Source organism: Comamonas testosteroni ATCC 11996, from assembly GCF_000241525.1.
GTDB lineage: Bacteria > Pseudomonadota > Gammaproteobacteria > Burkholderiales > Burkholderiaceae_C > Comamonas > Comamonas testosteroni.
Map to the genome: position 1 here is coordinate 1 of NZ_AHIL01000037.1, position 16,581 is coordinate 16,581.

Annotated in this window: 18 protein-coding genes; 3 read left to right on the top strand and 15 right to left on the bottom strand. The window is 62.2% G+C overall.

What is annotated here, in order from left to right:
- Positions 1-233 precede the first annotated feature (233 nt).
- Entirely contained in the window at positions 234-2,120 is a 1,887-nt protein-coding gene (locus CTATCC11996_RS15640; protein WP_003077922.1) for an ATP-binding cassette domain-containing protein, read from the top strand.
- Between the two features lie 111 nt (positions 2,121-2,231).
- Here the strand turns inward: CTATCC11996_RS15640 and CTATCC11996_RS15645 are convergent, their stop codons facing one another.
- The 7 genes from CTATCC11996_RS15645 to CTATCC11996_RS15675 are packed head-to-tail and all read right to left on the bottom strand — an operon-like array spanning position 2,232 to position 8,657.
- Complete coding sequence (locus CTATCC11996_RS15645) at positions 2,232-3,347, bottom strand: protein-glutamate methylesterase/protein-glutamine glutaminase (protein WP_201409200.1); 1,116 nt, start codon at positions 3,345-3,347, stop codon at positions 2,232-2,234.
- Between the two features lie 13 nt (positions 3,348-3,360).
- Positions 3,361-4,092: a chemoreceptor glutamine deamidase CheD gene (gene cheD, locus CTATCC11996_RS15650; RefSeq protein WP_003077926.1), complete on the bottom strand. Its 732-nt coding sequence runs from the start codon at positions 4,090-4,092 to the stop codon at positions 3,361-3,363.
- Positions 4,093-4,116: 24 nt separating this feature from the next.
- The gene (locus CTATCC11996_RS15655; RefSeq protein WP_034349377.1) at positions 4,117-5,031 is read right to left on the bottom strand and encodes a CheR family methyltransferase; all 915 of its coding nucleotides are present in this window, start codon (positions 5,029-5,031) and stop codon (positions 4,117-4,119) included.
- 17 nt (positions 5,032-5,048) lie between these two features.
- Complete coding sequence (locus tag CTATCC11996_RS15660; protein WP_003077929.1) at positions 5,049-5,537, bottom strand: chemotaxis protein CheW; 489 nt, start codon at positions 5,535-5,537, stop codon at positions 5,049-5,051.
- Between the two features lie 34 nt (positions 5,538-5,571).
- A complete protein-coding gene (locus CTATCC11996_RS15665; RefSeq protein WP_003077930.1) occupies positions 5,572-7,770 on the bottom strand; it encodes a chemotaxis protein CheW in 2,199 nt (732 codons plus the stop codon).
- A gap of 32 nt (positions 7,771-7,802) precedes the next feature.
- Positions 7,803-8,165, bottom strand: coding sequence for a response regulator (locus tag CTATCC11996_RS15670; protein WP_003059121.1), 363 nt, complete (start codon positions 8,163-8,165; stop codon positions 7,803-7,805).
- A gap of 42 nt (positions 8,166-8,207) precedes the next feature.
- Positions 8,208-8,657: a hypothetical protein gene (locus tag CTATCC11996_RS15675; protein ID WP_003065446.1), complete on the bottom strand. Its 450-nt coding sequence runs from the start codon at positions 8,655-8,657 to the stop codon at positions 8,208-8,210.
- 118 nt (positions 8,658-8,775) lie between these two features.
- On the opposite strand from CTATCC11996_RS15675, the gene CTATCC11996_RS15680 reads away from it, so the two are divergent.
- On the top strand, positions 8,776-9,897 hold the full coding sequence (locus CTATCC11996_RS15680; protein ID WP_034349379.1) for a hybrid sensor histidine kinase/response regulator: 1,122 nt from the start codon (positions 8,776-8,778) through the stop codon (positions 9,895-9,897).
- A gap of 55 nt (positions 9,898-9,952) precedes the next feature.
- The gene (locus CTATCC11996_RS15685; RefSeq protein WP_003077932.1) at positions 9,953-10,591 is read left to right on the top strand and encodes a response regulator; all 639 of its coding nucleotides are present in this window, start codon (positions 9,953-9,955) and stop codon (positions 10,589-10,591) included.
- 138 nt (positions 10,592-10,729) lie between these two features.
- On the opposite strand, the gene fliR is transcribed toward CTATCC11996_RS15685, so the two are convergent.
- From fliR to CTATCC11996_RS15725, 8 genes are all read right to left on the bottom strand, one after another.
- Positions 10,730-11,494, bottom strand: a complete 765-nt coding sequence (gene fliR, locus CTATCC11996_RS15690) for a flagellar biosynthetic protein FliR (protein WP_003077933.1) — start codon at positions 11,492-11,494, stop codon at positions 10,730-10,732.
- Complete coding sequence (gene fliQ / locus CTATCC11996_RS15695; protein WP_003059126.1) at positions 11,491-11,760, bottom strand: flagellar biosynthesis protein FliQ; 270 nt, start codon at positions 11,758-11,760, stop codon at positions 11,491-11,493. Before fliQ ends, fliR begins: the two co-directional genes overlap by 4 nt.
- Before the next feature lie 152 nt (positions 11,761-11,912).
- Complete coding sequence (gene fliP, locus CTATCC11996_RS15700) at positions 11,913-12,662, bottom strand: flagellar type III secretion system pore protein FliP (protein ID WP_003065455.1); 750 nt, start codon at positions 12,660-12,662, stop codon at positions 11,913-11,915.
- Positions 12,655-13,044 (bottom strand): FliO/MopB family protein, encoded by a 390-nt coding sequence (locus CTATCC11996_RS15705; RefSeq protein ID WP_003077934.1) that lies wholly within the window; start codon positions 13,042-13,044, stop codon positions 12,655-12,657. Before CTATCC11996_RS15705 ends, fliP begins: the two co-directional genes overlap by 8 nt.
- A gap of 34 nt (positions 13,045-13,078) precedes the next feature.
- The gene (gene fliN, locus CTATCC11996_RS15710) at positions 13,079-13,513 is read right to left on the bottom strand and encodes a flagellar motor switch protein FliN (RefSeq protein WP_003077935.1); all 435 of its coding nucleotides are present in this window, start codon (positions 13,511-13,513) and stop codon (positions 13,079-13,081) included.
- Complete coding sequence (gene fliM, locus CTATCC11996_RS15715; protein ID WP_003077936.1) at positions 13,503-14,507, bottom strand: flagellar motor switch protein FliM; 1,005 nt, start codon at positions 14,505-14,507, stop codon at positions 13,503-13,505. The genes fliN and fliM overlap by 11 nt, the downstream gene beginning before the upstream one ends.
- 15 nt (positions 14,508-14,522) lie before the next feature.
- The gene (locus CTATCC11996_RS15720; protein WP_003077937.1) at positions 14,523-15,077 is read right to left on the bottom strand and encodes a flagellar basal body-associated FliL family protein; all 555 of its coding nucleotides are present in this window, start codon (positions 15,075-15,077) and stop codon (positions 14,523-14,525) included.
- Positions 15,078-15,266: 189 nt separating this feature from the next.
- The gene (locus CTATCC11996_RS15725; protein WP_003077938.1) at positions 15,267-16,580 is read right to left on the bottom strand and encodes a flagellar hook-length control protein FliK; all 1,314 of its coding nucleotides are present in this window, start codon (positions 16,578-16,580) and stop codon (positions 15,267-15,269) included.
- Between the last annotated feature and the right edge of the window lies 1 nt (position 16,581).

Sequence of the window (16,581 nt, forward strand, 5' to 3'; positions counted from 1 at the left end):
GTAGTGTATCACAACTTTTTCACCCCCGAGCAAGAACTTTTGAGTTTTTGCGAGGCAGTCGTTTGCTGCGATGGATTGAACTATAGCATAGGTGAAACCCTAGCCACGCCGCTTTTGACACAAAAGATTCATCTGCCAGCGTGGTCTTTGCCTGGGCTGCGTCGATAGACAGAGATAGAGACAGCGGCCTTACGGCCGCTGTCTCTATGGAGGCCAACGATAATGCAGGCACGATGGCACTGATTACTTTGTTAGACGCTCAATTGGCGTTCGGGCACGTGGCCCTGCTGGACCACGCAAATTTTTCCCTGGAGACCGGTGAGCGTGTCGGCCTGATCGGCCGTAACGGCGCCGGCAAGTCTTCGCTGCTCAAGATTCTGGGCGGCCTGGCAAAGGCCGATGACGGCCAGCTCCAGGTGCAGAACGGAGTCCGCATTACCTATGTGGCACAGGAGCCCGACCTGAACCCGGAGCACACCATCTTCGAGTCGGCGTCGGACGGCATTGCGGCTGTGATTGCGATTCGCGAGCGCTACCTGGCTGGCGGAGAGGGCGAGGATCTGGACGAGCTGCAGACACAGATCGAGGCTTATGACGCCTGGAACTGGGAGCAGCGCGTAGAGGAAACATTGCAGCGCCTGCATCTGGACCCGAATGCCCTGGTGGGCAGCCTGTCCGGCGGCACCCGCAAGCGCGTGGCGCTGGCCCAGGCTCTGGTGGCCCGCCCCGATGTCCTGCTGCTCGACGAGCCGACCAACCACCTGGACCTAGACTCCATCGAGTGGCTGGAAGAGCTGCTGATTGCCTTCAAGGGCAGCGTGATCACGATCACCCACGATCGCAGCTTTCTGGACCGCATCGCCACCCGCATCGTGGAGCTGGATCGGGGCGTTCTGCGCACCTACCCGGGCAATTTCTCCCAGTATGTGTTGCAAAAGGAAGAGCAGCTCAGCCAGGAAGCCGTCATCAACGCCAAGGCGGACAAGCTGCTGGCCCAGGAAGAGGTCTGGATCCGCAAGGGCGTGGAAGCCCGCCGCACCCGCAGCCAGAGCCGCATCAGCCGTCTGCAGGAATTGCGTGCCAGCCGTGCCCAGCGCCGTGATGTGCTCGGCAGCGTGAACATGGATATCGCATCCGGCAAGGGCGACGGCTATCAGGGCAAGATCGTGGCCGAGCTGACCGATGTCAGCAAGTCCTTTGGCGAAAAGAAGATCGTCGAGAAGTTCAGCGGCACCATTTTGCGTGGCGACAAGGTCGGCTTGCTGGGCCCCAACGGCGCAGGCAAGACAACGCTGCTGAAGATGATTCTGGGCGAGCTGGCTCCGGACAGCGGCCAGGTGCACCTGGGCGGCAATCTGCAAGTGGCCTACTTTGACCAGATGCGTCATCAGGTGAATCTGGATGCCACGCTGGAAGACTTCATCAGCCCCGGCAGCGAGTGGATCGAGATCGGCAACCAGAAAAAGCACGTCAAGAGCTATCTGGCGGACTTTCTGTTCTCTCCGGCGCGTGCGCATTCCCCGGTCCGATCGCTGTCAGGCGGCGAGCGCAACCGCCTGCTGCTGGCCCGTTTGTTTGCGCGACCGGCCAATGTTCTGGTGCTGGACGAGCCGACCAACGACCTGGACATCGAGACACTGGACATGCTGGAAGACCTGCTGCAAAGCTATGACGGCACGGTCTTTCTGGTCAGCCACGACCGCACTTTCCTCGACAACGTGGTCACCAGCACGATTGCCTGGGAAGGCCCCGGCCACTGGCGTGAATACGAAGGTGGCGTGACGGACTGGATGGAGCAATCGCGCCGCAGCAAGGCCATGGCCGAAGCCGCACAGGCCAAGTCCGCCCTCAGGGAGGAGCCCAAGCCCGTCGCAAGCCGCACCGACGCTGCGGCCAGCCCCAAGAAGAAGCTCAGCTACAAGGATCAGCGCGAGCTGGAAGCCCTGCCGGCCACGATTGCCGCACTGGAGACCGAGCAAAAGCAGATTCAGCAGGCGCTGGCCGACGGCAGCCTATTTGCCAGCGACAACGCCAAGGCCGTCGCCATGCACCAGCGCGACGCGGAGATCGATGAAGCACTGATGGAGGCGCTGGAGCGCTGGACCTTGCTGTCTGAATAATCAGGCAATCAAATAAGAGAGCGCCTTTCGCCTGTCAGGCATTGATTTCAAAGCTATAGAAGCCTGAAATCATTATCTGACAAGCGTAAGGCGCTCTCTTTTTATGCGATCTCAGATACGGTGATGAACCTGGTCCGAGCCGCCACGTAGCTTGGTCAGCAGGGCATGAGCGATCTGCGGCAGAGGCAGCACCTCATCGGCCGCACCGTGGGCAATGGCTTCGCGGGGCATGCCGAAGACGATGCAGGTGCTCTCGTCCTGCACCAGGTTGTAGCTGCCGGCATCGCGCATCTCGCGCATGGCGGTGGCGCCATCGGCCCCCATGCCGGTGAGCATGATGCCGTAGGCATTGCGCCCGGCGCTGGCGGCCACTGACTTGAACAGCACTTCCACCGAGGGCTTATGACGGTTGACGGGCGGCGCATCATCGACCACGGCCACATAGTTGGCACCGCTGCGTGTGATGGAGAAATGCTTGCCGCCAGGAGCGATATAGGCATGGCCGGGCAGCAAACGCTCGCCGTGCGTGGCCTCCTTGACCGTCATCTGGCACAGACTGTTGAGCCGCGCCGCAAAACTGGTGGTGAAGCCCGGCGGCATATGCTGGGTGATGACGATGGCCGGGCAGTCGGCCGGCAGATGCGTGAGCACCTCACGAATCGCTTCCGTCCCCCCGGTGGAGGCTCCGATGGCGATGATTTTTTCGGTCGAGATGCGCCCCAGCAGGCTGGGTGCCGCCGGCGCACGGGGCGCAGCAGGCTTGGCGCCCGCACTCGCTGCCGCTGCCACACCGTGGGGCACCACCGGCAGGCGATGCACCTGGGCCACGGCTGCCACGCGAATCTTGTCCACGATCTGGCTGGCCAGCTCCTGCAGGCCGTTGGCCACACCGACGCGGGGCTTGGCCACAAAGTCGATGGCCCCCAGCTCCAGGGCGCGCATGGTGACTTCGGCACCGCGCTCGGTCAGCGTGGAGATCATCACCACGGGCATGGGACGCAGGCGCATGAGCCGCCCGAGGAAATCGATGCCGTCCATACGGGGCATTTCCACATCCAGCGTAATGACGTCGGGGTTCTGATCGCGGATCATTTCACGCGCGATCAAGGGATCATTGGCCGAGCCGATGCACTCCATGTCATGCTGGCGATTGATGATCTCGGCCAGAAGACTGCGCACCAGCGCAGAGTCGTCCACCACGATCACCCGGATTTTTGGCTTTAACAACGCTCAACCTTCCTCAAAACAGATCCACAGAGCCGCCCGCCGTATTGCGCGCAACCGCAGCCGCGTTGCCGCGAGTGATTTCCTGCTGCACCAATGCCTCGGGATGGGCGTGTGCCAGGCGCTTGACCATGGCCTTGCCCGTGGATGGAAAAAACACCACCTTGCGCGGATAGATATCCAGCACGTCTTCGGAGACGATGGGAATGCGCTCGGTTTGCAGATACTCAGTCACAAAACTGGTGTTGCGCTCACCCACATTCATGGTCGTGAAATTGGCCATGACCTGGGCGCCGCCAAAAATCTTGGCCTGCATGGATTCGCGCCGTGCGCCCAGCTTGAGCATCTCGTTGATCAGCAGCTCCATGGCATAGGAGCCATAGCGCCCCGAGACATCGCTGCTGTCGCCATCGGGCAGCATGAAGTGGTTCATGCCGCCGATGCGCATGAAACGATCCCACAGGCAGGCGGCGATGCAGGAGCCCAGCACGGTGACGATGGCCATCTCGTCGCGCGAGACAAAGTACTCGCCCGGCAGCACCTTGGCCGAATTGAGCTGGAAGTGTGGGTCGTAGTAGAAGAACGAGGCCTCGCCGGGCTGGCGCGGCTGGCGCTTGAGCTGCTCCAGCGATGAGACCGGCGCCGGCATGGCCGCATCAGGATAGCCCTGGGGCACGAAGCTGTTGCCGCGCAGGGGCCTGGCAGCGCCAGCACCTGGCAGATCCAGCGGAGAGCTCAGATTCCTCATGACTTGCAGCCCTGCCCTTCAGCTTCATTGGCGCTCATAGACGGTCTTGCCCTTGAGCGCGAACAGGTCGCGCGAATCGCTGAAGTTCTCGGCATGACCAACGAACAGCAGCCCACCCGGACGCATCACCTGATGAATGCGCTCCAGCACGCGACGCTGGGTCGATGCGTCGAAATAAATCATCACGTTGCGGCAGAAGACGATGTCGAAGGTCTCCCGGAACGGCCAATCGCCGGCAATCAGGTTGACGTTGAGAAAGTCCACCATGCGGCGCAGCTCCGGCTTGACCCGCACCATGCCGGAGTTGGCCGAGCGCCCACGCAGGAAAAAGCGGTGCAGCCGCTCGGTGCTCACACCCTTGAGGTTCTCTGCCTGGTAGACGCCGCGCGAGGCGGTCTCCAGCACGCGCGAGTCGATGTCGCTGGCCATGAGCTGAAAGCTGGCCGAGGCGCCGAGACTCTCCACCGCCGTCATCAGGATGGAGTAAGGCTCCTCTCCCGTGGAGGCCGCACTGCACCACACCTTCCAGCCATTGCCGCCGGGTTTATGGCTGCGCAGATGCTGAGCCAGGATGTCGAAGTGATGCTGCTCACGGAAAAACGAGGTCAGATTCGTGGTGAGAGCATTGACGAACTCCTGCCATTCGGGTCCGTCGTTGATGCTCTCCAGCCAATCCAGATAGCTGACAAAGCTCTCATGCCCGGTCTCGCGCAGGCGGCGCGACAAACGGCTGTAGACCATGGCGTGCTTGCCATCATGCAAGCTGATGCCGGCACGCTTGTAGATCAGCGCCTGCACACGGGCAAAGTCGCGGTTGGACCAGACGAACTCGCGCCCTTGCGCCAGCGGGCCGGACATGCTGCCCGGCAGCACCTCATCATCCTGCTCAAGCCTGGCAGGAGAGGCTGCGAATGAAGCATTACGTCCCAGGTTCAGCACACAGACCTCTGGCGCGCTCAGGCTTCGGAGGCCACCAGGCCCATGTCGACATTGCCCATGAGCTTCTCGATGTCCAGCAGGATCAGCATGCGCTCGCCCACCGAACCCAGACCCAGGATGCAGCCGCTGTCGATGGCGCTTTCGATATCGGGTGCAGGACGCACGGCGTCGGCGGGCAGCTCCATCACATCGCTGACCGAGTCCACCACAATGCCGACCACGCGGTTGCGCAGGTTCAGGATGATGACCACGGTGAAGGCGTTGTACTCCACCTCAGAGCAATTGAAGCGCAGGCGCATGTCCACGATGGGCACGATGGTGCCGCGCAGATTGACCACGCCCTTGATGAACTCGGGCGCGTTGGCAATGCGCGTGGGCTGCTCGTAGCCACGGATTTCCTGCACCTTGAGGATGTCGATGCCGTATTCCTCCTCGCCCAGGCGGAAGGTCAGGTATTCGCGGGCCCCGGTGGCCACGCCTTCGGCAGTCTTGTTGATGATGTTCATGTCGGCTCTCTCTGCGTTGTTCGGGTCGGCTGCCTCAGTGGCGGGTACGGCGCACCAGAGCGCCCGTATCCAGAATCAGTGCCACGGATCCATCGCCCAAAATGGTGGCACCCGATACATTGGGCACCTTGCGGTAATTGCTTTCCAGGTTCTTGACCACCACCTGGTGCTGGCCCAACAGCTCGTCGACCAGCAGCGCCACGCGGCTGCCTTCGGCCTCGACCACCACCATGATGTTGCTCGTCTGGCTTTCGTCGGCGCGCGGCACCTGGAAAGTGCGCTCCAGCGCGATCACCGGCATGTATTCGTCACGCACCTTGACCAGCTGCGTGCCGTTGGCCACGGTATTGACATCGTCGGCCTTGACCTGGAAGGACTCGACCACCGAAGACAGCGGCAGGATATAGACCTCTTCGCCCACACCGACGGACATGCCGTCCATGATGGCCAGCGTCAGCGGCAGACGCACCGCCACCTTCATGCCCACACCGGCAACGGACTCGATCTCCACCGTGCCGCCCAACGATGTGATGTTTCGCTTGACCACGTCCATGCCCACGCCGCGGCCCGAGACATCGGTGACCACGTCAGCCGTCGAGAAGCCGGGCGCGAAGATCAGCTGCCAGACATCGCTGTCGGGCATGCTGTCGGAGACATCCATGCCGCGCTCGCGGGCCTTGTTCAGAATCCTCTCGCGATTCATGCCCTTGCCGTCGTCGCGCACCTCGATGACGATGGAGCCGCCCTGATGGGATGCCGCCAGCGTCAGCGTGCCATGTTCGGACTTGCCTGCAGCGATGCGGTCCTCGGGCATCTCGATGCCGTGGTCCACGCTGTTGCGCACCAGATGGGTCAGCGGATCGGTGATCTTTTCGACCAGGCCCTTGTCCAGTTCGGTGGCTTCGCCCAGCGTGACCAGATCGATCTTCTTGCCCAGCTTGCCCGCCAGGTCGCGCAGCATGCGCGGGAAGCGGCTGAACACGGTGGACATGGGAATCATGCGGATCGACATCACGGACTCTTGCAGGTCGCGCGTGTTGCGGTCCAGATCGGCCAGACCGGCCAGCAGCTGCTGATAGGTCGTCGGATCCAGCCCCTGACTGTTTTGCGCCAGCATGGCCTGGGTGATGACCAGCTCGCCCACCAGATTGATGAGCTGGTCCACCTTCTTCACATCCACGCGGATGCTGGTGGACTCCATGTGGGCGGCAGCGGCCTTGGGTGCGGCCTTTTGCGCAGCACCTGCAGCGCCGGCAAGCGCGGCATGCTCCTGATTTTGCTGAGCCTCGGGGCTGCCCGGAGCGCCCGCAAAAAAGCCGTAGGCTTCTTCGGCCGGCAGATTGTGGGGCGGCATGGCAGCCTCTTCATCAACCAGAGCTTCAGGCTCGACCACAGGCTCGGCTGCGGACTGCGGCTGGGCCGTATCGCTGATCTGCACCTGCTCCTTGGAGACATGGAATACAAACAGATCGCGCAGCTCGTCATCGGTGGACACCGTCCTGACCTTGAACAGGCGGTGATCGGCCTTGGTGCCGACCTGGTCCTGAATCGTGCCCAGCCCCGGAATATCGCGGAACAGCTCCTTGATGGCGTCGCCCAGCTCCAGCCGGGACAGCGGGCCGATCTCGATCGTCAGCTCGCGCGCGCCCTCGGGAGGCTCGGTACCAATCACAGGGCCTGGCTCTGCCGCCTGGGCTACGGGGGCCGGCGCTTGAGCGGGTGTATCCGCCACCACTGCGGCAACAGCGGCAGCTGGCTGTACAGGCTCGGCAGCCGCGGCACTGCGGTTGACCTGGGGGATTTCGGTCAGGCCCTGGGCCAGGGCCTCGATACGCACCACCAGTTCCGCAGTGGAAACCGGCTCGCCCTCGTCACCGGACTGGTGACGTGCCAACAGGCTGCGGCTGGCGTCCGCCGACTCCAGCAGCACATCGACCATCTCGGGGATGGGCGTGATTTCATGCCGACGCAGGCGGTCCAGCAGGGATTCCATGCGGTGCGTGAGCTCGGTCACATCCGAGAAGCCGAAGGTCGCCGCACCGCCCTTGATGGAGTGGGCGCAGCGGAAAATACCGTTGAGCTCTTCATCGTTGGCGGCCGAAAGGTCCAGGCTGAGCAGCATCTGCTCCATCTGGTCGAGGTTCTCGCTCGCTTCCTCGAAAAAGATTTGATAGAACTGGCTAAGGTCGAAGTCTGCGCCCGAACCTGCGCCATCCTGGTGTGTATCCGCCATGGTGTTTCCTGCTGTGATTCGTTGTTATCGGCTTAACGCAGCACTTTTTGAATAACTTCGATCAATCTATTGGGATCGAAGGGCTTGACCAGCCAGCCCGTGGCACCTGCGGCCCGGCCCGCCTGCTTCATCAGGTCGCTGGATTCCGTGGTCAGTATCAGGATGGGCGTGCCCTTGAACTTCGGGTTTTCACGCAGTTTGCGCGTGAGACCGATGCCGTCCAGGCGCGGCATGTTCTGGTCGGCCAGCACCAGATCGATGTTCTGCGCCTGCGCTTTTTCCAGCGCATCCACACCGTCGACGGCTTCCACCACCTTAAAACCAGCACTGCTCAATGTGAAAGACACCATCTTTCGCATCGAGGGGGAATCATCAACAGCCAGAATCGATCGCATGTACAGCTCCAACAGACGGGCAACGGAAAACAGGGTAGAAGTTCAAAACAGCTCCACAGAGCCGGCATCCATCTCGCTTTGCGTGACGGGATTGGGCTTTTCGGGCAGGTTTGGCAGACTGATGGCGGACTCCGCCTCGTCCTCGTCCCTGCCCATGGCGGCAGCCCCGAGCCTGAAAGCGCAGGCTTGCAAGGTATGTGCCATATGGGCAATCAGCTGAGACGACATATCGTGAAACTGGAGCTCGGTCACCGCCAGCCGCAGCGACTCACGTGCTGTAGCCAGTGCTGCAGAATCGGGTAAGGCCGGCTGCGACAATTGCCCGTTGACTTGCTCAAAGCGCTCCAGCAGATTGTGCGTGGCATGGTCCAGCAGCCCTTCAAGACGCTGCAGATCACGCAGCGTGACCAGCAAGGCATCCTGCAGCTCCGCAGCCACCATCACCGGCACGGCAACTGCAGGCACACCCGAAGGGTTTTGCATCGTCTGCATTGTTACTCCAACTGCGTAAAACCATCATGACGGCCCTGCCGCCATGCTCCACGAAATGAACCGATCAGCAGTCCGTCCCCCGTGACACACTGCCACGACCTGACGACAACAGCCCTCGATGTTCCAAAATGTATCCAATGATAGCGTCCTTGGCGATATGCAATTCCGGAATCAGACCTTGAAAATCCTTCATATTGAAGACTCTGTCGCAGATCAGGCTCTGGCACGCCTGAGTCTCAAGCGCGGGCAGCTGCCCTGCACGCTCACGACCGTGGACAGTCTGCAGGAGGTACAGGGCGCCCTGGAGACACAGGATTTCGACCTGATTCTGGCGGACTACCATCTGCCCGGCTTCACGGCTCTCGACGTCTGGGACCTGGTGTGCGACCGTGCCGATGCCCCCCCTTTTGTGCTGCTGTCGGGTGCGATCGGCGAATCCGCCGCCGTGGACATCATGCGGCTGGGCATCAGCGACTATCTTCTCAAGGACCAGATCAACGGCCTGCCCCATGTCATCAAGCGCGCCGTGGAGGTCCATGAGGCGAGGCGAGCCCGCCGCCGCGCCGCACTGCAGCTGGCCGAGTCCGAAAAGCGCCTGGCCGAGCTGACCGAACACCTGCACACCAGCATCGAGCAGGAGCGTGCCAATATCTCGCGTGAGATTCACGATGACATCGGCGGCTCGCTCACTGCCGTCAAGTTCGATCTGGCCTGGCTGATCCGCAACAGCCCCGAGGGAAAGCAGCGCGAGCATGCCAGATCGGCACTGGAGATGCTGGAGCACGCACTGGGTGCCAGCCAGCGCATCATGCAGGACCTGCGCCCGCCCGTTCTGGACCAGGGACTGGTGGCCGCCGTGCAATGGCTGGCCCAGGACTTCGAGCGCCGCACAGGCATACCCGCCCAGTTGCACACCAGCCGTGAGCATATGGAGATCGCACCCGCGCGGCAGGTGGTGGTCTACCGTACGGCACAGGAATCCTTGACCAATATCAGCAAATACGCACAAGCCAGCCAGGTGAAGCTGGATTTGTCCGACCACGAGGGTTTTTTGACACTGGAAGTAACAGATAACGGGGTAGGCTTGAGCCAGGATGATCGCAACAAGCCGCAGTCTTTCGGACTCAGAGGACTAAGTGAGCGCGCACGAACAATTCAAGGCTGGCTGGATGTAAGCAGCCACCCCGGCCTAGGAACCTCTATCATTCTCACCATTCCTCTGGCAGAGATCCAGGCATGAGCCGCCCAACCAGGCGCTTGCCCGGTCCGCCATCTGACTTCCTGGGAGAGCAACCTTGATTCACGTGGTGCTTTGCGACGACCATGCCATTTTGCGCCGGGGCATACGCGACACCCTGGCGGAGGCGACGGACATCAGCGTCACGGCGGAAGCGGGCAGCTATGCCGAACTGCGTGAGCAACTGCGCGACGCAACTTGCGATGTGCTGCTGCTGGACATCAACATGCCGGGCCGCAGCGGCCTGGAAGTGCTGGCCAGCGTGCGCGAAACGCATCCGCAGATCCGCGTCATCATGGTCTCCATGTACCCCGAAGACCAGTACGCCTTGCGCAGCATCAAGGCCGGCGCGGCCGGCTATGCCAACAAGGCGGGGGATCCGGTGCTGCTGATCGATGCCGTGCGCACCGTCCACAGCGGACGCAAATACCTGACTGCCGAAGTGGCCCAGATGCTGGCCGACAGCCTGGCCCAGCCTGCCGCCCCCGTGCCGCATGAAACCTTGTCCGAGCGCGAGATGCAGACGCTGCTGAAAATTGCCAGCGGTCAGCGACAGACCGATATTGCGCAGGAGTTGATGCTCAGCCCCAAGACGGTGAGCGTGTACCGTGCACGGGTGCTGGAAAAGCTGGGCATGGGCAGCAACGCGGAGCTGACCGCCTATGCCATCAAGAACGGACTGATCGATACGCCCTGAAACGGGCGGCAGGCCATGCACGGCTGCCGATTTCTGGCTTGCGCGCCGACATAGAGGCAGCGCTTTGTTTCAAGACCCAAAACGGACTGATTCATTTGCTGCAAAGCGCATTAAGCTATTAAATATATAGCATTCACGCTAAGCACCGAAGACTGCCATGCCTTTTTGCAGCAAGGCCACCAGGGGCTGCTCCAGCAGGGGCAGAGTCGCCGTCAGGCCCAGCAGACCCACAGTCAAGGTGACAGGAAAGCCCACGGCATAGATATTCATCTGCGGCGCGACACGGGAGATGATGCCCAGCACCAGGTTGACGAACAGCAGCATGGCAATCATTGGCAGGGCAATCCAGAAAGCGCTGGCAAAGACGGCGCTGCCCATTTCGTGGATCCGCATCTGGGAGATGGCCTGCAGAAAGTTGCCATCGACGGGGAAGGCTTCAAAGCTCTTGAGAACAGCCATCAGCACCAGCAGATGGCCGTTGATGACAATGAACAGCAAGGTGGCAATCTGCACCATGAAGCGTGCCACGGCACTGAGCTGGGCATTGCTGGTCGGATCGAAGAAAGACGCGAAGTTCAGGCCCATCTGCAGGCCAATCACTTCACCGGCGACTTCGATGGCCGCCATCACCAGGCGCACGGCAAAGCCCACGGACAGGCCGATCACCACCTGCTGCACCAGAGTGCCCAGCGCCTGGGCCGAGGCAATGCTGACCACCGTCTGCTCGCCCAGCACGGGCTGCGCGCAAAGCGCTACCAGAAAAGCCAGCCCCACCTTGAGCCGCATGGGGATGGCTTTCTGAGAAAACACAGGCGCTGTGGTGAACAGCGCCAGCACGCGCACAAACGGCCAGATCAGCGGCGAGAGCCAGGCGGCGATCTGGGCTTCGCTAAAGGAAATCATCCCACCGAACCTGGAATGCTCTCTATGGTGCGACGAATGAAATCCACCAGCGTGGACAGCATCCACGGCCCCGCCACGGCAAACACCAGCACGGCAGCGATGAGCTTGGGCACAAAGGCCAGCGTGGCCTCATGCACCTGAGTCACGGCCTGAAAGACGCTCACCAGCAGACCCACGCCCATGACCACGCCCAGCACAGGCATGGAGATCATGAGCAGCAGGGTCAGCGCCTCGCGGCCAAAGGTCAGAACAAATTGAGAAGTCATTGTTTTTCTCCCCACATTAGCGACAGGATTAAACGCACTTGAAACTGGCGCAGCCTAAGTGAGAGGCATCAAGCAAGAGCCGCCTCGCAGCAAGGATGCCGTCCCCCTTGGGGGAAGGCGCGGGCCGCCTAGGCAAGCACCTCAGGGGTATCTCATGTAGCAAAGCTCGCCGCCAGAGAGCCGATGATCAGGTTCCAGCCATCGGCCAGTACAAACAGCATGAGCTTGAAAGGCAGGGCCACCAGCACGGGCGAGAGCATCATCATGCCCAGCGACATGAGGATGGAAGACACCACCATGTCGATGACCAGAAACGGAATGAAGATCATGAAGCCGATCTGAAAAGCCGTTTTCAGCTCGCTGGTCACAAAGGCCGGCACCAGCACACGCAGAGGTGCCGTTTCTGCTGTGACATTCGCATCCAGCTTGGCCAGGCGCTTGAAAAGCGCAAAGTCCGACTGGCGCGTCTGCTTAAGCATGAAGCCACGCATGGGGGCTTCGGCCTTTTCCATGGCTTGCTCGAAGCTGATGCTGTTTTGCGTGTAGGGCAGATAGGCGTCCTGATAGACCTTGTCCAGCGTAGGCCCCATCACAAACATGGTGAGAAACAGCGACAGACCGATCACCACCTGATTGGGCGGCGCGGACTGCGTGCCCAGAGCCTGGCGCAGCAGGCTCAGCACGATGACGATGCGGGTAAAGCCCGTCATCAACAGCAAGATGGCGGGCAGGAACGACAGCGCCGTGAAGAACAGCAATGTCTGGATGGGCACCGAATAGCTGGTGCCGCCCGCGCCCTGTCCCACCAGCAGCGGCAGACTGGCGGGTGCGCCCTGGGCTGCGGCCATCAGGGGCATGGCCAGCAGGACAGCGGCAGCAGCACGAGAGACGAATTTAGACATTTCCAGAATTCCGGGCCGCTTCGTCGGCCTGCGCGCGCATCAGCGAGTCGGTGAACGATGAGACAGCAGGTGAATGGGCTGCACGGTCGGATTGCAAAGTCGCGGACGAGTCTTGCAGCACATGCAGGCATTGAATCTGCTGCGCCGTCACGCCCAGCACCAGGCGCACGGCCTGCTCCCCTTCACCCAGCTGCACGGTCACCACCCGCTGCTGAGGGCCAATGGCCAGCGTGCCCAACACCTGCGCCGGAACTGAGGCGGCACCACGGGCCATCCCCATGCCGCGGGGCAGGAGGTTTTTTTGCTGCAGACGACGCACCAGCCAGGGCAACGCCGCCATGACCGCCACAAACAGGATGACCAGCAGCAGCGTGGGCCACATGGAAGGGGTCGCTGCCGCAGAGTTGGCCGCGCTCTCAACCACGGCTGACCCGGCGCAGACGCTCGGACGGTGTCACCACGTCCGTCAGGCGGATACCGAACTTGTCGTTGACCACCACCACCTCGCCCTGGGCGATCAGGTAGCCGTTGACCAGCACATCCATGGGTTCGCCGGCCAGAGCATCGAGCTCCACCACCGAGCCCTGAGCCAGCTGCAGAATGTATTTGATGGGCACCTTGGTGCGTCCCAGCTCCACGGACAGCTGAACCGGAATGTCCAACACCATGTTGATATCGTGCACCGGCACATCGCCATAGCTGCGAGCGGCGTCGCCCGCCAGCGGACCGCCCTGGTCGGACAGCTCGGGGCCTTCGACGGCCTGGTCATGCTGACGCTGCTCTTCCAGCGCCTCGGCCCAGCCGGAGAACGGATCGTCACCCGCGGGCTTGTTGTTATCGTCAATTGCCATGCTTCTCTCCCATCCAGCTGGTCTCGCCGCCGCGCAGGCTGCGTTCCACGCGGATTGCATATTTGTCGTTGTGCGTGCCGTACTGGCACTCGAAAACCGGCACTCCACCGATGGAGGCGCGAATCAGCGGCTCACGGTCGAGCTCGATAAAGTCACCGGGGCGCATGGCCAGCAGCTGCTCCACCGTGGCATCGGCGCGGGCCAGCTCGGCCACCAGCGTGACCTCGGCAGCCTGAATCTCCCGCGTCAGCACCTTGACCCAGCGGCGATCCACCTCGATGGCATCGCCCTGAGTGGAGGAATACAGCACATCGCGAATCGGCTCCAGCGTTGCATAGGGCATGCAGATGTGGATGGAACCCGAGATATCGCCGATTTCCAGCTGAAAAGCCGTGGAGACCACGATTTCGCTGGGCGTGGCGATGTTGGCGAACTGCGGCTGCATTTCCGAGCGCTGATAAACCAGCTCCAGCGGATAGATGCCATGCCAGGCTTTTTTGTATTCCTCGCAGATCACATTGACCATGCGGTTGATCACGCGCTGCTCGGTGGTCGAGAAGTCGCGCCCCTCGATACGAGTCTGTAGGCGACCCGTGCCGCCGTACAGCGTGTCGATCACGCCAAACACCAGCGAGGGATCGCAGACGATCAGACCATTGCCGCGCAGTGGGCGAATGGCCATGATGTTGAAATTGGTGGGAACGGCCAGCTCGCGCAGGAAAGCGCTGTAGCGCTGCACCGTCACCGTGCCGACGGAAACCTCGGGGCTGCGGCGGATGAAGTTGAACAGGCCGATGCGGAAGTTACGGGCAAAGCGCTCGTTGACAATTTCCATGGTGGGCATGCGCCCACGCACGATGCGTTCCTGGCTGGAGATGTCGTAGCTGCGGACCTGGCCGAGATCGACCTCCACCACCTCGGAACGCTGGCTTTCGCCAGTAACGCCTTCAAGAAGAGCATCAACCTCTTCCTGAGAGAGAAAAGAATCGCTCATGCACTCCCTCCCTGCTTACTGAATGATGAAGCTGGAGAACAGCACGCGACGCACAGGCCCCTTGCGATTGGCACGCGGGCCGTCTTCGTCGGCGTCCTCATCGTCGCGCGAGCGCTTCTTGGCACCTGAGCCGAAGCCCAGAGGCGCCGAGACCTCGGTGAGAATGTCGGCGGCCAGTTTTTCCTTGCCCTCGCGCGCCAGCAGCTCGTCGGCCGTGCGCTGGGACACCAGCATCAGAATGCCGTTGCGGATGCTGGGCAGATATTGCTTGACGGTGGAGGCGGTCTTTTCGTCGGCCAGCTCCAGCGTGATGCCCAGTTGCACAAAGCGGTCGCCGCCGGGGTCAGCCAGATTGGCCACCATATTGTCCAGTGGCAGGAAAGTGGGCACTGTGGCTTTGGCGCTGACCTCTTCTTCGCCATCGGCGCTGCTGTGCTGGCGTTGCATCATCAGCACATAGGCCGCGGCAGCCACGATGGCCAGCACGGCAACGATGGCCACGATGACGATCAGCTTCTTGCTTTTGGCAGGAGCAGGTGCAACAGGGGCGGCATTGGGATTGGCTGACACGGCGGGTATTCCTCAAGAGTGGGGGACTGCATCCACCTCGCAGCCATTGCCGCGACACGGAAGATCCACGCCTGAATTATTCGCCGCCCGCCCTGCAGACCATTGCCCGAATAAAAGCGCGAAACCCGGCTTCATTCCGGGTTTCGCGCCCTGTCCGGCTCACCGTTTCCGTGAGCCGGCTCTGATCATTTACACGAAAAGGTCCACACCGGACTGCACCGGCCGCGCGCCATTGCGCGCACCGGCCGCTCCCATGGGCAGCTCGGCAGCATTGACCGAAACCCGGGCCACCCTGGCCTGGCCGCGCCGTGCGTCCTCGCCCTGGCTGTCGTCCCCGGACCGGGCGCCTGCACCGCCCCCATCCACACTGACGCCGCTCAGATTCAGCCCCTGGGCCTGCAAAAGCTCGCGCAGCTGGGCCTGGCCGTCGGCCAGCAACTGGCGTGCCTGCTCATCGCCCGCGGCAAAGCGCACATGAGCCTCCTGGCCGTTCAGCTGCACCTGGACCTGGATAGCCTTGCCCTCATGCTGGATCGACAGCGCGGCATTCTGCGTTTTCTGATGCACCCAGAAGGCCACCTGCTCGGACACCTCCTGCTCACGCTCTGTAGGTGCGGCATCCTGCCCCGCCAGGCTCTGGCCGAAGTCGGAGCTGTTCTGGCCGCCGCCCTGCATGCCGGCGCTCGCCGCCCCCATGGCTGCCCCGACGGCAGCCGCTGCAGCCTGCAGGTCGGCCCCGCCCTGCACTGCCGCCGTCTTGCCCTGTGGCGCAGCTTCATCCTGCTGGGGCGAGCGGGCCGCACGCAGCAAATCCTTGAGACCTTCCAGGGCCTGCGGCTGCACGGCAGTCATGCCCTGCAGGCTGATGCCTTGCTGCGGCAAGGCCTGCGCCTTGTGCACAGCTGGCTCGACGCGCGCAGCAGGTGCCTCTTCAGTCACCGAAGCCAGTGCGCTGTGCCCGCTGTCCTGCCCCTGCGCGGCTGCATCCTGCTGCTGCGGCAAGGCAGCTCCATCAGAATTAATAGCTGCTTGCACCTGTGTTGTGTACGTTTGAGCCTGATTTGATTGCAAATCCTTGCCCATGAATGCAGCATGCGCCTGCTCGGACCCGGGCTGCAAAGCCTGGCGATGGGCCAGCTGCGCGGCATGGCCTCTGCCTGAAAGAAAGTCGGTGGCTACGCCCTGGCGCAGATCTGCGTCCCCCTGTCCATCCAGTTGGGCGGTCTGCCCGACCAGGCTCATCCACGGCGCATGGCCTTGAGCGATCAGCAGCGCATCCTGCTCGCCTGGTGCCAGCTTCGCGTCCGACACCTCGGCGGTCTGCAGCGCCGTCTGAGGCAGGCCTGCAGTCACGAATCCGTCCAGCGATGCCAGCAGCGATGAAAATCCCTGGCCGGACTCGCCTGCCGCCGCAGCACTTTTGGCCGAACTCATGGACTGCGCCATGGCCTTGCCGGTGCGCGCTTCGCCGCCGCGCGGGCCGTCAATTCTGGTTTCCGCCATG

Excerpts from the sequence above, each read along its gene's own strand:
- cheD (WP_003077926.1), bottom strand. The coding sequence starts at position 4,092 with ATGAGGAATCTGAGCTCTCCGCTGGATCTGCCAGGTGCTGGCGCTGCC.
- CTATCC11996_RS15660 (WP_003077929.1), bottom strand. The coding sequence starts at position 5,537 with ATGAACATCATCAACAAGACTGCCGAAGGCGTGGCCACCGGGGCCCGC.
- fliM (WP_003077936.1), bottom strand. The coding sequence starts at position 14,507 with ATGAGCGATTCTTTTCTCTCTCAGGAAGAGGTTGATGCTCTTCTTGAA.
- fliP (WP_003065455.1), bottom strand. The coding sequence starts at position 12,662 with ATGTCTAAATTCGTCTCTCGTGCTGCTGCCGCTGTCCTGCTGGCCATG.
- CTATCC11996_RS15705 (WP_003077934.1), bottom strand. The coding sequence starts at position 13,044 with ATGTGGCCCACGCTGCTGCTGGTCATCCTGTTTGTGGCGGTCATGGCG.
- CTATCC11996_RS15725 (WP_003077938.1), bottom strand. The coding sequence starts at position 16,580 with ATGGCGGAAACCAGAATTGACGGCCCGCGCGGCGGCGAAGCGCGCACC.
- fliN (WP_003077935.1), bottom strand. The coding sequence starts at position 13,513 with ATGGCAATTGACGATAACAACAAGCCCGCGGGTGACGATCCGTTCTCC.
- fliR (WP_003077933.1), bottom strand. The coding sequence starts at position 11,494 with ATGATTTCCTTTAGCGAAGCCCAGATCGCCGCCTGGCTCTCGCCGCTG.
- CTATCC11996_RS15640 (WP_003077922.1), top strand. The coding sequence starts at position 234 with ATGGCACTGATTACTTTGTTAGACGCTCAATTGGCGTTCGGGCACGTG.
- CTATCC11996_RS15665 (WP_003077930.1), bottom strand. The coding sequence starts at position 7,770 with ATGGCGGATACACACCAGGATGGCGCAGGTTCGGGCGCAGACTTCGAC.
- fliQ (WP_003059126.1), bottom strand. The coding sequence starts at position 11,760 with ATGACTTCTCAATTTGTTCTGACCTTTGGCCGCGAGGCGCTGACCCTG.
- CTATCC11996_RS15675 (WP_003065446.1), bottom strand. The coding sequence starts at position 8,657 with ATGCAGACGATGCAAAACCCTTCGGGTGTGCCTGCAGTTGCCGTGCCG.
- CTATCC11996_RS15680 (WP_034349379.1), top strand. The coding sequence starts at position 8,776 with ATGTTCCAAAATGTATCCAATGATAGCGTCCTTGGCGATATGCAATTC.
- CTATCC11996_RS15670 (WP_003059121.1), bottom strand. The coding sequence starts at position 8,165 with ATGCGATCGATTCTGGCTGTTGATGATTCCCCCTCGATGCGAAAGATG.